Source organism: Curtobacterium sp. MCBA15_001, assembly GCF_001864835.1.
Lineage (GTDB): Bacteria > Actinomycetota > Actinomycetes > Actinomycetales > Microbacteriaceae > Curtobacterium.
The window spans coordinates 275,719-290,630 of record NZ_MJGI01000023.1 but is presented as its reverse complement, the minus strand read 5'-3'; the positions used below and the strand labels follow the sequence as shown (position 1 = coordinate 290,630).

General features: G+C 70.5%; 12 protein-coding genes. 4 read left to right on the top strand and 8 right to left on the bottom strand.

Annotated elements, in window-relative coordinates; translation table 11 throughout:
• Window positions 1-39: 39 nt before the first annotated feature.
• Both BIU90_RS10650 and BIU90_RS10645 read left to right on the top strand, forming a co-directional pair.
• Window positions 40-450, top strand: a complete 411-nt coding sequence (locus BIU90_RS10650) for an ASCH domain-containing protein (protein ID WP_071300177.1) — start codon at window positions 40-42, stop codon at window positions 448-450.
• Between the two features lie 35 nt (window positions 451-485).
• On the top strand, window positions 486-1,667 hold the full coding sequence (locus BIU90_RS10645; protein WP_083403876.1) for an ROK family transcriptional regulator: 1,182 nt from the start codon (window positions 486-488) through the stop codon (window positions 1,665-1,667).
• A gap of 80 nt (window positions 1,668-1,747) precedes the next feature.
• Here BIU90_RS10645 and BIU90_RS10640 read toward each other — a convergent pair whose 3' ends face one another.
• The 5 genes from BIU90_RS10640 to BIU90_RS10620 all read right to left on the bottom strand — a co-directional run bounded on the left by BIU90_RS10640 (window position 1,748) and on the right by BIU90_RS10620 (window position 8,460).
• Window positions 1,748-3,121 carry a sugar ABC transporter substrate-binding protein gene (locus BIU90_RS10640; RefSeq protein WP_071300176.1) on the bottom strand — a complete coding sequence of 458 codons (1,374 nt, stop codon included), beginning with the start codon at window positions 3,119-3,121 and terminating at the stop codon, window positions 1,748-1,750.
• Window positions 3,122-3,133: 12 nt separating this feature from the next.
• Window positions 3,134-4,066: a carbohydrate ABC transporter permease gene (locus BIU90_RS10635; protein ID WP_071300367.1), complete on the bottom strand. Its 933-nt coding sequence runs from the start codon at window positions 4,064-4,066 to the stop codon at window positions 3,134-3,136.
• Window positions 4,067-4,119: 53 nt separating this feature from the next.
• Window positions 4,120-5,088: a carbohydrate ABC transporter permease gene (locus tag BIU90_RS10630; RefSeq protein WP_083403874.1), complete on the bottom strand. Its 969-nt coding sequence runs from the start codon at window positions 5,086-5,088 to the stop codon at window positions 4,120-4,122.
• 194 nt (window positions 5,089-5,282) lie between these two features.
• Window positions 5,283-7,433: an alpha-galactosidase gene (locus BIU90_RS10625; protein WP_071300175.1), complete on the bottom strand. Its 2,151-nt coding sequence runs from the start codon at window positions 7,431-7,433 to the stop codon at window positions 5,283-5,285.
• 43 nt (window positions 7,434-7,476) lie between these two features.
• Window positions 7,477-8,460, bottom strand: coding sequence for a magnesium and cobalt transport protein CorA (locus BIU90_RS10620; RefSeq protein WP_071300174.1), 984 nt, complete (start codon window positions 8,458-8,460; stop codon window positions 7,477-7,479).
• A 119-nt stretch (window positions 8,461-8,579) separates the two neighbouring features.
• Between BIU90_RS10620 and BIU90_RS10615 the strand changes: the two genes are divergently transcribed.
• Window positions 8,580-9,377, top strand: a complete 798-nt coding sequence (locus BIU90_RS10615; RefSeq protein WP_071300365.1) for a tryptophan-rich sensory protein — start codon at window positions 8,580-8,582, stop codon at window positions 9,375-9,377.
• Window positions 9,378-9,580: 203 nt separating this feature from the next.
• On the opposite strand, the gene ald is transcribed toward BIU90_RS10615, so the two are convergent.
• From ald to BIU90_RS10600, 3 genes are all read right to left on the bottom strand, one after another.
• Window positions 9,581-10,681: an alanine dehydrogenase gene (gene ald / locus BIU90_RS10610; RefSeq protein ID WP_071300173.1), complete on the bottom strand. Its 1,101-nt coding sequence runs from the start codon at window positions 10,679-10,681 to the stop codon at window positions 9,581-9,583.
• Between the two features lie 146 nt (window positions 10,682-10,827).
• A complete protein-coding gene (locus tag BIU90_RS10605) occupies window positions 10,828-11,871 on the bottom strand; it encodes an AraC family transcriptional regulator (RefSeq protein WP_083403873.1) in 1,044 nt (347 codons plus the stop codon).
• Window positions 11,872-11,937: 66 nt separating this feature from the next.
• Window positions 11,938-12,900, bottom strand: a complete 963-nt coding sequence (locus BIU90_RS10600) for a sugar-binding transcriptional regulator (protein WP_071300171.1) — start codon at window positions 12,898-12,900, stop codon at window positions 11,938-11,940.
• Between the two features lie 228 nt (window positions 12,901-13,128).
• Here BIU90_RS10600 and BIU90_RS10595 point away from each other — a divergent pair, with 228 nt between their 5' ends.
• Window positions 13,129-14,871, top strand: a complete 1,743-nt coding sequence (locus BIU90_RS10595) for a glycerol-3-phosphate dehydrogenase/oxidase (protein ID WP_071300170.1) — start codon at window positions 13,129-13,131, stop codon at window positions 14,869-14,871.
• Window positions 14,872-14,912 lie beyond the last annotated feature (41 nt).

The window sequence follows — 14,912 nt, the reverse complement described above, 5'->3', positions numbered from 1 at the left end:
GAACCCTACCGGGGCCGCGGACCGCGCTACGGTGACGGCATGTTCCCGCGCATCGACGTCCCGTCCCACGGCGAACTCCGTGGCCTCGAGCTCGGCGACCCCGGGCAGCTCCGCCAGGAGCTCACCGCGCTGGTCGTCGCCGGGACGAAGACCGCCACGGCCGGACGCCTGTCCGAGTACGGGGACGAAGACGAGCCGCTCGAGCACGTCGGCGAGCGCCTGGCCCTGCTCGACGACGACGGTCGACCGATGGGGACCGTCGTCGTCACCGCAGTCGAGGTCGTCCCGTTCACCGAGGTCACGTGGTCGTTCGCGCAGGCCGAGGGCGAGGGCTTCACCGACATCGAGGACTGGCGGGTCCGGCACCGCCGCTTCTGGCTGCGCACCGAGGGCGTCGACGTCGCCGACGACGAGCCGATCGTGATGCTGTGTCTCCGGTACGACGCCTGACACCGGTCGCCGCGGTGGCCCCCTAGGCTGACCACGTGCCCGACACCCGTGACGCTGGACACCCGCACGCCTGGGACCCGCTGGCCGGCAGCGCCCAGTCCGTCGTCCTCGAGGTGCTCCGCGCCGGGCCGCGTCCCCGCACCGAGCTCGCCGCCCGCCTCGGGCTGTCCGGGCCGAGCCTGTCGCGCATCACCAGGCCCCTGCTCGAGGCGGGCATCCTCGTCGAGCGTGCGGGCGTCCAGGGCACGGGCACCGGTCGCCCCTCGATCCCGCTCGACATCGACGCCGACGCGCACCACTTCGTCGGCGTGAAGCTCACCGGCGACGGGCTCTTCGCCGTCGCGACCGACCGTCGTGGCCGGGTCCTCACCGAGCGCGAGGAACCCCTGCCCGACACCGACGTCGCAGCGGTCGTCGCCCGGATCGCGCAGGTGGTCGCCGACCTGCGTGCCACCGACGACCGCATCCGTGCCCTCTGCGTCGCGGTCGGCGGCGCGACCGAGGACCGCAGCCGGATCCGGCGAGCGCCGTTCCTCGGGTGGGAGGACGTCCCGCTCGCCGCCCTGCTGACCGACGCGACGGGGCTGCCCGCGTCCGTGGAGAACGACGTGCGTGCCCTCACGCACGCCGAGCACTGGTTCGGTGAGGGCCGTGAGCACCGCTCCTTCGCCCTGCTGACCATCGGTGCGGGCATCGGCCTCGGGCTGGTCGTCGGCGACACCGTCGTCGACGGCGCGCACTCGACCGCGGGCAGCATCGGGCACCAGCGCCTCGGTGGTGCGGTCGGCGAGTCCGACCTGCAGTGCGAGTTCGGCCATCGCGGCTGCGCACGGGCGGTCCTGAGCGACCGGGCCATCGCCGCGGCGGGTTCGGCTGCCCTCGGCCGTGCCGTCACCGCCGCCCAGGTCCTCGACGCAGCACGCGGCGACGACGCGTCGGACCGTGCGGCGGCGCAGGCGGTCGTCGACACCGCCGCCGAGGCACTCGGGCTGCTCGTCGCGGACGTGGTGAACGTCGTCGACCCCGAGGTGGTCCTGCTCTCCGGCGAACTCGTCGCCGTGGCCGAGGTCGGGCTGGTCGCCCTCGACCGATCGATCGAGTCCGCCCGGCACTGGTCGATCCCGGCGCCGACGCTGCTCGCGCAGCCGTTCCGGTTCAACGAGTGGGCGCGCGGCGCCGCCGCCGTCGCGATCCAGATGCACGCGCTCGGCGACTGACACCAGACCGCTGACGGACGGGAGGCCCGTGGCGGGGTCGCCACGGGCCTCCCGTCCGTCTGCGGACGCGACCAGGGCCGCTACGTGAGCTGCAGGAGCGTGTTCACCTGCTCGTTCACCGCGGTCAGCGACGAGATCGGCTTGCCGTTGGCGTAGATGTCGTCGAACGCCGGCTGCACCAGCGCCTGCACGTCGGCCGGGTTCCGGGTGACCGGGAACAGGAACGTCGTGCGGTCGTCGACCTGCTCGGTGAACGCGCCGACGTCGAGCCCGCGCTTCGCGAACGCGGCGACGGCGGCTTCGGTCCCGGACTTCCGCGCCGGGAACACGATGCCCGCGCGGCCGACGATGTCCTGCGCGGTCGCGCTGCCCAGGAACGCCACCCACTTCGCGGCGGCCTCGGGGTTCCGGGCCTGCTTCGTGATCGAGTCGCCGAGCCCGTTGAACATCGACGCGCGGTGCCCGACCGGGCCGGCGGGGGTCGGCGCGATGCCGACGTCCACGCCCTGCAGCCCCGCGTAGGTGCCGATCATCCACGAGCCGTTGAACGACAGCGCGACCTTCTTCGCGCCGAGCTGCACGTCCGGGCCGGTCGTCGTGGAGAACACCCCGTACTTGGGCATGTAGCCCTTGTCGGCGAGTCCGAAGTACCACGAGATCGTCTTCTGGAATCCGGCGTCGTCGTAGCGGAACTTGTTCCCCCACGGGTTCGCGTTCGTGTAGTACCAGTCGGTCGACCCGGTGAACGGCGACCACTGCGTCTGGCCGAAGCCGTCGCCGCCGCTGCCGTTCGCGCTCATGCCGTAGACCGCGACGTTGCTCTTGTCGAAGCCGGGTTCGTCGCCCCGACGGCCCTTGCTGTCGATCGTCAGGTGTGCGATCGCCTTCTCGAACGTGCCGCCGTCGTCGGGGTTCCAGGCCAGCGCGGCCAGTGACTCCGCCGAGTAGCCGGCCTTCGCGATGACGTTCTTGTCGTAGAACATCGCGATCGTGTCCCAGTCCTTCGGCGACCCGTAGCGGTGGCCGTCCTTGCCCTTCCAGAGCTGCGCGAGCCCGGACTGGTAGTCGGCATCGCGGATGGCGGACGTGGCCTCGAGTTCGTCGAGCTTGTACAGCACGTCGAGGTCGGCGAACTGCGGGAACTTCGACAGGTGGTCGGTGAACACGTCGGGCGCGGTGCCGGCGATGAAGCCCGCGGTGAGCTTCGTCCAGTAGTCGGCCCACCCGAGCTGGGTGATCTTGATCCGGATGTCCGGGTTCTCCTGCTCGAAGGCCTTCGCGACGGCCTGGTACGCGGGCAGCTGGTTGGCGTCCCAGAGCCAGTACGACACGGTGCCGGTCGCGCCGCTCTTCGGGTTCGGCGTGCCGGGGGACGAGCAGGCCGCCAGTGCGCCGATCGCCAGGGCCGAGGCGCCGCCCGCGAACAGGGAGCGGCGGGTGATGGAGTGCGTCATGAGGAGGGTTCCCTACTTGATGCCGGAGAAGCCGATGGAGTTGACGATCCGCTTGGCGAAGACGCCGAACAGCACGATCATCGGGAGCGCGGCCACCAGGGTGGCCGCCATGAGCCCGGCCCAGTCGGTGCCGGACTGCGGGGACTGCGACTTGAAGACGCCGAGCGCGACGGTGAGCACGCGGGAGCTGTCCGTGTACGAGACCATCAGCGGCCAGAAGTAGTCGTTCCACGCGGTGATGTAGGTCAGGACGGCGAGCGTCGCGATCGGGGCCGAGGCCATCGGCAGGATGAGCCGGAAGAACACCCGGACCTTCCCGGCGCCGTCGATCAGGGCGGCTTCCTCGACCTCGCGGGAGATGCCGAGGAAGAACTGCCGCAGGAAGAACACCGCGAAGGGCGTCATCAGCATCGACGGCAGCGCGATCCCGAGCAGGGTGTCGACCAGGCCGAGCGACTTGATCAGGGTGAAGTTCGGCAGCAGCGTGAAGATCGTCGGGACCATGAGCCCGGCGAGGAACACCCCGAAGACCTTGTCGCGTCCCGGCCAGCGCAGTCGGGCGAAGGCGTAGGCGGCTGCAGCGGAGAAGAACACCTGGCCGACGGTGATCATCGTGGCGGTCAGCACCGAGTTGAGCAGGTACTGCCAGAAGTTGATCGCCGCGCCGGAGCCACCCTGGGCGAGCGCCTCCTTCGTGGACTGCAGGCCGAACACGCGCTCGAAGCCGCCCAGGCTGAAGCCGGTCGGCAGCAGCGAGGTGGGGTCTGCCGAGAGCGCGCCGTTGGACGACAGTGCGGTGCGGAGGATCCAGTAGAACGGGAACAGGGTCACGACGATCACGGCGATCATCGCGATCCAGGCGATCACGCGGCCGACGGACGGCTTCGGACGTGCCGGCTTCGCGCCGCGCGTGGTGAGCGCGCGGGTGGTGGTGGGTTCGACCACGGGGGGCAGGGTGCTGGTCATCTTCGACTCGCTTCCGGGGGTCTTCGGGTCCGTCAGTCCAGGTCCGTCTCGCTGGAGCGCGAGAGTCGGTACTGGACGAACGTGATGATGCTCAGGACGATGAGGAGGGCCACCGAGACGGCGGACGCGTAGCCGAACTGGAACCGGCCGAAGGCCAGGTTGTAGATGTAGTTCTGTACGACGTTCGTGGCGTTCGCCGGCCCGCCCTGGGTGGCGATGGCGACGGTGTCGAACACCTGGAACGAACCGATGATCGTGATGATGAGCACGAGCGACAGGATCGGACGCAGCAGCGGGACCGTGATCCGCCAGAACATCTGCCACTCGCTCGCACCGTCGATGCGGCCGGCCTCGTAGACCTGCTCGGGCAGCGCCTGCAGGCCCGCGAAGATGAGCAGCGCGGTGTAGCCGACGTTCCGCCAGACGTTGATGAACGCGATCGTCGGGATGCCCCAGAAGTCGCTCTGCAGGAACGGGATGCGGCCGACGCCGATCGCGTTGAGGACCTCGTTGCCGATGCCGAGCTGCGTGTCGAGGATCCAGAGCCAGATGAGCGCCGCGACGACGTTCGACACCAGGTACGGCGCCAGGACGATGCCGCGGACGAAGGTCGACTTCGTCAGCCGGTGCATCATCACGGCGATGAACAGCGCCAGGATCGTCTGGAAGCCGATGTTCAGCAGCACGTACTCGACCGTGACCGCCATCGAGTGCCAGAAGATCGAGTCCTGCACCAGGCGCTCGTAGTTCTGCAGGCCCGTGAACACCGGCGGCGTGAGCAGGTTGTAGGTCGTGAAGCTCAGGTAGATGCCCCGCAGGGTCGGCCAGAGCAGGAACACCGCGAAGCCGATCGAGGCCGGTGCGATGAAGACCAGCGCCAACCAGAGGTCGTTGCGGGGGCGGCGCCGCGGGCTCGACCCCAGGGCGGTGGTCGGTGCGACGGACCGGCTGCGCCGGGCCCTCGTCGTCAGGGATGACGACACGGGTGTTTCGGTGGCCATCGTGACTCCTTCGTCAACGCGGTTTCCGCCGGGATCGACCCCCGGACGCCCTTAGTGTCGCCACAAAACAAACGGGTTGTCAAGACATTTCCCGAGCCGGGACGGACGGGAGGCCCGTGGTGACGTCACCACGGGCCTCCCGTGCGCATCCCGGTCGCGTTCCGACCGTCCGGTGCGCGCCGTCAGGTGCGCCGTCAGCCGACCGCCGTCAGGCGGAACGGGACGACGCGCTCGGCGTTCGTGGCCGGGGCCTCCACGCCCACCGTCGTCAGGACACGACCGGTGAAGACCCGCTCCCCGGACCACCAGACCGGTTCCCGCACGCCGTCGGCACCGGTGCCGATGAGGACGGGGTCGACGCGGTAGCGGGTGTCGGGGTCGAGGTCGCGGAAGGTGATGCGACCGCGCAGGCTCACCTCGGAGCTGGCCAGCGACGCCAGGAAGAACGTCGCCTCGCGCCGGTCCGGAGACACCACGCCGTAGACGTTCTGCGTCGGGTCGACCTGGTCCACACGCACCAGGTCACCGCCGTGCAGGAGCGGGCGCGTGTCCTTGTACAGCGCGATCCACTCGGCCAGGTCACGCAGCTCGGTCTCGGTCGCCTTCGCCAGGTCCCACTCGATGCCGAGGTGCCCGAACAGGGCGGTGCCGGCGCGGAAGGACAGGTCGTGCCAGCGTCCCGTCGTGTGGTTCACGCCGCTGGCGATGTGCGACCCGAGCAGCTCGGCGGGCAGCAGCTGCATGGTCCAGCGGTTCATCTGCTGGCGCTCGAGCGGGTCGATGCAGTCGGACACCCACACCCGGTCGGTGTGTTCGATCACGCCGAGGTCGACGCGGGCGCCGCCGGACGAGCACGACTCGATCTCGAAGCCCGGGAACCGGTCCTTGAGCGCCGCCATCAGTCGGTACGCGGCCAGGGTCTGCTCGTGGACCGCCGCCCCGCCGCCCGGGAACCCGGCCTCGACCAGGTCGCGGTTGTGGTCCCACTTGACGTAGTCGATCCGGTACTCGGCGATGATCGACGTCATCCGTTCGAGCACGTACGCGAAGGCCTCGGGGATCGCCAGGTTGAGGACCTGCTGGTGTCGCGAGCGGATCGGCAGGCGTCCGTCGGCCTGCATGACCCACTCGGGGTGGGCGCGGGCCAGGTCGCTGTCCTCGTTGATCATCTCCGGCTCGAACCACAGGCCGAACTGCATGCCGGCAGCGCGGACGTGCTCGACGAGCGGGGTGAGGCCGTCCGGCCAGACCCCCTCGTCGACGTACCAGTCACCGAGGCCGGCGAAGTCGTTGCGGCGGTGGCGGAACCAGCCGTCGTCCAGCACGAACCGCTCGACGCCCAGGCGGGCGGCGCGGTCGGCCAGGTCGGTGAGCCGCGCGAGGTCGTGGTCGAAGTAGACCGCCTCCCAGACGTTGATCGTCATCGGGCGGATGCTCGTCGGGTGCTGCGGGCGGCTGCGCAGGTGCGTGTGGAAGCGGCGGGCCTGGGCGTCGAGGCCGTCTGCGTACGCGCCGTAGACCCAGGGGCCCTGGTAGGTCTCCCCCGTGCCGAGCCGGACCTCGCCGGGCAGCAGCAGTTCGCCGCCGCCGACGACCTGCTTGCCGTTGAACAGCCGCTCGGCGTGGTGGCGGTGGTTGCCACTCCAGGCGGTGTGCACGCCCCACACCTCACCCTGGGCGAAGCCGAAGCCGGGCACGCCGACGCTCAGGACGGTGGCGGCGTCGGCGCCGGTCCGTCCCTTGCGGCCCTCGCGCTCGTGGATGCCGACGACGAGTTCGCTGCGCTGCGGGGTGCGCTCCTTGCCCCAGCGCCCGGCGAAGTCCAGGACCTCACGGGCACGGCTCGGGATCGGCAGGGCGACCGTGACGTCGTCGACCGTGTAGGTGCCCCCGCCGGTGTTCGTCACGGCTGCACGGGCACGGACGAGGCCAGCGGCCGTGAGCTCGATCTCGATGCGGACGGCGAGCTGCGCGGTGGTGTCGGCGGCCTCGACGACGACGGTGGACGTCGTGTCGCCAGCGTCGGTCGTCGTGTCGACGGACGTCGTCGTGAACTTCGGGGACCAGTCGCGGCCGTCGCGGTGCCCGCTGATGCCGGGCTTGCCCGACCACCCAGCGTGCGGCTCCGGCAGGACCGCCACGCGGATCGGGACGTCGACAGCGTTGGACACGACCGGCTCGAGACCGCTCGTCACGAGGGCCCGCAGGTCCTCGGTGGACAGGTCCCCGAGCGCCGCGCCCCAGTGCACGACGGCCGGGAGCTGCCCGTCCATGCAGTCCAGGACGAGGGACACGCCCGCGGCGGTCAGGTGGATCAGGGCGTCGGGCTGTGCGTGCTGCGTCATCGGAGCTCTTTCTTCCGTCTCACAAGTAAGTACGGCGAGTATGTCAGAACCAGCGTTTGACCTTGAAGACGACGAACAGGGCCAGCGCGAAGACGATCATCGCCAGGACCGCCAACGGGTAGCCCCACTGCCACCGGAGTTCGGGCATGTTCGTGAAGTTCATGCCGTAGATCGCCGCGATCAACGTCGGCGCGAACAGGATCGCCGCCCAGCCCGAGATCTTCTTCGTGTCGTCGTTCTGCTTCTGCGCCGCCAGGGTCGAGTCGACCGTCAGGGCGTTCTGCAGGAGCTGACGGAAGGTGTCCAGGCGCTCGACGATCCGGATCGCGTGGTCGAGGACGTCGCGGAAGCGCCGCTGCATCTCGACCGGCAGGTGGTACTTCTCCGCTCCGCGGTGCAGGTTCTCGATCATGTAGACGAGTGGCCGGGCGGCACGCTGGAAGTCGACGACCTCGCCGAACAGCTCGTAGATGCGCTTCGAGACACCCGCCACACCGGAGAACAGCTGGTCCTCGATCTGGTTGATGTCCTCCTCGAGCCCGTCGATCACCGGGATGTAGTCGTCGACGATCGAGTCCATCAACGCCCAGAGCTGCGCCTGCGGACCCGCCGTGACCAGGCCGGGCTTGCCGCTCATCCGTTGCAGGGCCCGCGGGACGACGTGCTGGCCGCGGGGGTCGGCCTGCACGACGGCCAGGAAGAAGTCCTGCCCGACGAACGCGTGCACCTCGCCGAAGGCCACTTCCTCGCGCCGGTCGTTGTAGAGCGCGGGCTTGAGGACGGCGAACAGGGTGGAGCCGTAGCGCTCGAGCTTCGGACGCTGGTGCCCCTCGGCGGAGTCCTCCACCGCCAGTTCGTGCAGCCCGAGCTCGACCGCGACGTCCCCGAGCTCGACCGCATCCGGCTGGTACAGCACGATGCACGAGCTCGCCTGCTGGTCGGACATCATCCGGAACGTCTCGTCGAGCGAGGGGCTGCGCATCGGGGCGATGCGGTCGACGTAGACGGTGTTGAGCTCGACGGTCACGCGCCCAGGCTACGCACGTCCCCCGTCGCCTGGGTGCCGCCTGCACGAGCCCGTCGTGCGTCGGCCTAGCGTGTGGTCATCAGCATGCTGACGACAGCGTGTCGACGAGAGGAGTGGTCATGCGGTGGTTCCGGAAGATCGCGATCGCGGTGAGTGCCGTCATCGCCGTCGTGGGCTCGTTCATCGGGTCGGGTGCAGCGGGCGGGACGCCGATCCAGGACGCTGCGGGCGGGGCCCTGTCGGCGTCGTCGACGGCGATCGCTCCCGACGGTCCCGCGTTCGGCATCTGGAGCGTCATCTACGTCGGACTCATCGCCTTCGCGGTGTGGCAGTTCCTGCCGCGTCGCGCGGACGAGGCCCGGCACGACCGGCTCGCGGTGCCGGCGGTGCTCTCGCTGCTGCTCAACGCCGCGTGGATCCTGTCGGTGCAGTTCGGGTTCCTCTGGCTCAGCGAGCCCATCATCGTCGCCCTGCTCGCGGTGCTGGCCTGGACGTTCGTGGTCCTGCGTCGCACGCGGCCCTCGGGCATCGTCGAGGCGATCGTCACCGACGGCACGTTCGGGCTCTACCTCGGGTGGGTCTGCGTCGCGACGGCGGCGAACACGGCCGCGGTGCTGACCGCCGCCGGCTTCCGCGGGTTCGGCCTCGGGCAGGACGTGTGGGGCGTCGTCGTGGCGCTCGTCGCCGGCCTGGTCGGGGTGCTCGTCGCGATCGCCGGACGCGGTCGTCTCGCGCCGGTGGTCTCGCTCGCATGGGGCTTGGCGTGGGTCGCGGTCGCACGGCTCGACGGCCCGCTCGTCTCGACACCGACCGCCGTTGCGGCCATCGTCGCCGCTGCCGCCGCGGTCGTCGTCACGCTCGTGGTCCGGGCCCGCGCCGGGTTCCGCGCCCCGTCCGCCCGCCTCACCGTGCGCTGACGCGCCGCGGCGCCCCCGCGAGAGCGACAGATCCCCGCGAAGGCGCCCCGCCACCAACGCGAAGGCGCCCCGTCACCAACGCGAAGTCGCCCCATCCAGGACGCGAAAGCGACAGTTCCCCGCCGAAGTTCGGCGGGGAACTGTCGCTTTCGCGAGGAGGTGCCGTGGGCGGCGCGGCGCCACGGGCCAGGAGCGACCGCGGGTCAGCGCGGGGCGGCGACCAGGCCGTGGGCAGCGGCGACGGCCTCGTTCGTGACCTGCCCGGCGTGCACGTTGAGCCCGCGCGCGAGGGCGGCGTCCGACTCCAGCGCCCGCTCCCACCCCTGGTCGGCGATCGCCAGGGCGTAGGGCAGCGTCGCGTTCGTCAGCGCGATCGTCGACGTGCGCGGGACGGCCCCCGGCATGTTCGCGACGCAGTAGTACACGGCGTCGTGCACCCGGAAGGTGGGGTCGTCGTGCGTGGTCGGCCGCGAGCCCTCGAAGCACCCGCCCTGGTCGATCGCGATGTCGACGAGCACCGAGCCCGGGCGCATGTCCGCCACCATCGCGTCGGTGACGAGCTTGGGTGCGGACGCCCCGGGGATGAGCACCGAACCGATGACCAGGTCGGCGTCCCGCAGGGCCGAGGCGATCGCGTGCGACGACGACCGGAGCGTCGTGATGCGTCCGTCGAAGCGGGCGTCCAGTGCCCGGAGTCGGGGCAGGCTGATGTCGAAGACCGTGACATCGGCCCCGAGCCCCAGCGCCATCGCCGCCGCGTGCTCCCCCGCGACCCCGCCGCCGATGACCACGACGCGGCCCTTCGGGGTGCCGGGCACGCCGCCGAGCAGCAGCCCCCGGCCGCCGTGCGCGCGCATCAGGTGGTTCGCACCGACCTGCGCGGACAGGCGCCCGGCGATCTCCGACATCGGCGAGAGCAGCGGCAGCGACCGGTCGGGCAGCTGGACGGTCTCGTAGGCGATGGCCGTCGCGCCGGAGGCCGTGAGCGCGGAGGTCAGGGGTCGGTCCGCCGCCAGGTGCAGGTACGTGAAGAGGACCTGGCCGGGGCGGATGGACGCGTACTCCGACGCGATCGGCTCCTTCACCTTGAGGACCATCTCGGCGTCCGCCCAGACCTGGTCCGCCGTGGCGACGATCGTGGCACCGGCAGCGGCGTACTCGGCATCCGGGAAGGACGATCCGTCACCCGCGCCGGCCTGCACCAGCACCTGGTGTCCGTGCAGGGCGAGCTCGGCCACGCCTGCGGGCGTCGCGGCGACACGGAACTCGTTGTTCTTGATCTCGGTGGGGACGCCGATGCGCATGGCGGACTCCTTCGTGGGCTGCGGTGCGACCGGGCTGAGGACCGGTCGCCGTGACACCCACCATCCAGCCACTCGTGCGTTTCCGGCAGGTTGCAGCCGAACATCCGCCTGACTGATCGCGAATCGGTGCGATCAGATTCGGCGGATCAGCTCCTGCTGCGGAGCGACTCACTCGGGAGTTCGCCGAACCGCGCCCGGTACGCCGCAGAGAACCGTCCCAGGTGACCGAACCCCCAGGCACGCGCGACGTCGGCGACTGAGGTCTCGTCGCGGTCCGCGCGACGGAGATCGGTGTGGGCGCCGTCCAGCCGCACGCCGCGCAGCAGGTCGCCGGGCGTCTGGTCGAGGTGTCGACGGAGCGACTGCTGCAGACCACGGGGGCTGAGCCCGGCGGCCGTCGCGATCTCGGGCGTGCCGATCGCCTCGGCCGCGTGCGCGTGCACGAACTCGAGCGCGCGACGCAGCCGTTCGTGCTCCGGGCCCGTGCCGGGGACCGAGGCGCGCCACGCGGTGCGACGGGGGAAGGCCTGGAGCGCGGCGGCGGCGAACGTGTCGGCCACGGTGCGACGGGCGGCATCGCCGAGCTCGTGACCCATGTCGAGCCAGGTCGCCGAGTGCGCACGGACGGCCTGCTGCCACACGTGGGCACCTTCTGCGGTCGGGCGCTGCAACGGCTCGAACGCGAAGTCGGCGTCGCCGGCGAGCTCGGCCACGAACGCGCGGTCCAGCTGCACGAGGTTGAGCGCGATGTCGCGGTGGTGCAGCTGGTAGGCGCCATCGCTCGGCAGCACGACGGGGACCCCGGGCTGCAGGTCGACCGTGTGACCGCCGTAGGAGATGCGGCTGGTGCCCGTCCGGATCCAGACGACGATGAACTCGTCCGTCACCAGCGACTCGCTCCGCAGGTCGACCTGGAACCGGGAGCTCCGGAGCGACATGCGCTCGTCGCCCACCCCCGCGAAGCTCCATGCGCTGTCGGCCGAGGTGCGGCGCACCGCGGGCGCACGCAGGTCGTACCCGGCGGTGAAGAACGCCATGGCCTGGTCGATGTCGGTGCCGGCGAGTCGCTTGGACCACCGGCCGTCCGCGGTCCCGCGCCGGTCGGGCACCGAGGTGACGAAGCGTTCTGCTCCGGGCGCAGCAGCCGTGTTCGTCGGCAACGACGATCGCGTTCCTGAAGTGAGCACCATGCTCGAGAATCTAGGAGGAGCCACCGACAAAATCGCGACAGCGTCCAGAAACCGGTCCCGCGGGTCTCAGTTCTGCAGGATCGCCTGCCCGATGCTCTCGTCGAGGATCAGGTCGGTGATCAGCCCGGCGGCGAGTGCTCCCTTGAGCGACGCCGCCTTCCCCCGTCCGGCCACGACGCAGATCCGACGGGGCGCCCGCTTGATGGTGTCGAGGTCGGGGCCACCGGCACGGGCGTTCACCCCGATGTCCCGCCAGGACCCGTCCGCGCGGTAGAACACGGTCGACACGTCGCCGACGACCTTGGCCTTCGTGAGTTCGTCGCGGTCGGCGGGGTCGAGGTACCCGCCGGAGTAGACGTGCGAGGGCACCGGGGCCTGCGGCGCGCCGACACCGAACACGACGACGTCCATCCGCTCGTGCAGGTCGAGCACGCGGCGGATGGAGCGCTCGCGGAACAGGGCCTCCTTCGTGGCGGGGTCGTCGAAGAACGCCGGCACGGGGAACTGCTGCACGAGGGCGCCGTACGCCTCGCCGAAGCGCCGGAGGATCTCGGACGCGTAGACGATGCCCGTGGTGCGCGTGTTGGCCGCGCCGTTCACCTGCACGACGGTCGACCCGTGCGTGGTCTTCGGCACGAGGTACCGGCTGACGGCGCTCACGGTCGAGCCCCACGACAGGCCGATGACCATGTTCGACTCGATGTACTGCGTCAGGATCCGGGCGGCCGAGAGCGCGACCCGTTCGAGCCGGTCGACGTCACTCGTGTGGTCCGGCACCGGGACGACGTGGGCGTGCACCCCGAACCGGGCACGGATGTTCCGGCTCAGGGCAGCGGCCTGGTCGAGCGGCGAGCGGATCTGGATGTCCACGAGCCCGGTGTCCCTGGCGTGCTTGAGCAGTCGTGACACCGACGACCGCGACGTGCCGAGCTCGTCGGCGATGGCGTCCATCGTCAGGTCCTGCAGGTAGTACAGGTGCGCGGCACGCAGCGCCTGCTGCGTGCGCATCGGCTGGGCGGCGTCACTCATGCGAACGACGCGTGCACGGAACTCATGGAGCCAACCATGCACGGACGTGCACGGCCCCTGCAAGCCCAACCGGGCCTCCCGTCCGCCCTGACCGGCCGACGGATGGCCCGGACGACCGGCAACACAGCCGTTCTGCACGTTCGTGCACGCAAGTTGCCCCGACTTCTCAACAGGCGCACGATCGATGCAAGACCACAGAACCGACCCCAGAAAGCGACGCGTACGCACATGTCGAAGACGACGCAGCCCCGACGCACGGTGACCGCCCTCACCGAGCGCCCGAACGCACAGGTCCTCATCGTGGGTGGCGGCATCAACGGCATCGCCACCTTCCGCGACCTCGCCCTGCAGGGCGTCGACGTCGCGCTCGTCGAGCGCGGCGACTACGCCTCCGGCGCCTCGGCGGCGTCGAGCCACATGATTCACGGCGGTATCCGCTACCTGGAGAACGGCGAGTTCCGTCTGGTGCGCGAGAGCGTGCAGGAGCGCAACGGCCTGATCCGCATCGCGCCGCACTACGTCAAGCCGCTGCAGACGACCATGCCGATCTTCTCGACGTTCTCCGGCATCATGAACGCCCCGCTGCGGATGCTGACGCACAAGCAGCGCTCCACGAAGGAGCGCGGCGCGATGCTCATCAAGATCGGCATGACGATCTACGACTCCTTCTCGCGCGACGGCGGTTCGGTGCCGAAGCACGTCTTCCGCACGAAGAAGGCCGCGCTGACGGACATGCCGGCGCTCAACAAGGACCTGAAGTACACGGGCACGTACTACGACGCCTCCGTGCACGAGCCGGAGCGTCTGGCGCTCGACGTCCTCAAGGACGGCCTGGCCGCGGGCACCGGAACCGGCTCCGCCGCGACCGCCCGTGCGACCAACTACGTCGAGGCCGCTGGGACCCGCGACGGCGGCGTGCTGCTGCGTGACCGCGAGACCGGCGAGGAGTTCGCCTTCCAGGCGGACGTCGTCATCAACGCCTCGGGCCCGTGGACCGACCTGACGAACCAGGCCTTCGGCGGCGAGACGAAGTTCATGGGCGGCACGAAGGGCTCGCACATCGTCGTGCACAACGACGAGCTGCTCGAGGCCACCAAGGGCCGCGAGCTGTTCTTCGAGAACGACGACGGCCGCATCGTGCTGATCTACCCGCTCAAGGGCCGGGTGCTCATCGGCACGACCGACATCGACGCCGACCCCTCGAAGCCGGTCACCACGACCGACGAGGAGATCGACTACTTCTTCGGGCTCGTCAAGCACGTGTTCCCGCAGATCGAGGTCACCCGCGACCACATCGTGTACAGCTACTCCGGCATCCGGCCGCTCCCCCGCCACGAGGACACCGCCCCCGGCTTCGTGTCCCGTGACTACCGGATCGTCGACACGCAGATCCCCGGTCTCGGGTCGACCACCGTGCTGTCGCTCGTCGGCGGCAAGTGGACGACGTTCCGCGCCCTCGCGGCGCACCTGTCCACCGAGGCCACGCAGAAGCTCGGCGTCGCCCGCAAGGTCGACACGACCGGTATGGCGATCGGCGGCGGCAAGGACTTCCCGACGACGGACGCCCAGCGCGCGCTGTGGATCAAGTCCCACCGCGACGGCCTCGACGAGTCCCTGGTCGAGGGGCTGCTCGAGCGCTACGGCACCCGTGCGGCCGAGGTCGTGGACGTCCTGACCGACGGCCCGGTCGAGCCGCTCGAGTCCGAGCCCGCCCTCACCCGTGCCGAGGTCGCGTACTTCGCCGAGCACGAGCAGGCGGTCCACCTGATCGACGTCGTCCTGCGACGCACGAACCTGGCGTTCGTCGGTGGCGTCACGATCGACCTGCTCGACGAACTGGCCGACGTGCTGGCCGGTGCGCTCGGCTGGACGCCGGAGGAGCGCGCGGACGAGGTCCAGCGCACCCTCGACGTGCTCCGCGAGTCGCACGGCGTGATCGTGCCCCTGACCGCAGCCACGACCCGCGCATAGCGCGCAACCCACAGACGGGAGGCCCGGTGCCAGCTGGCACC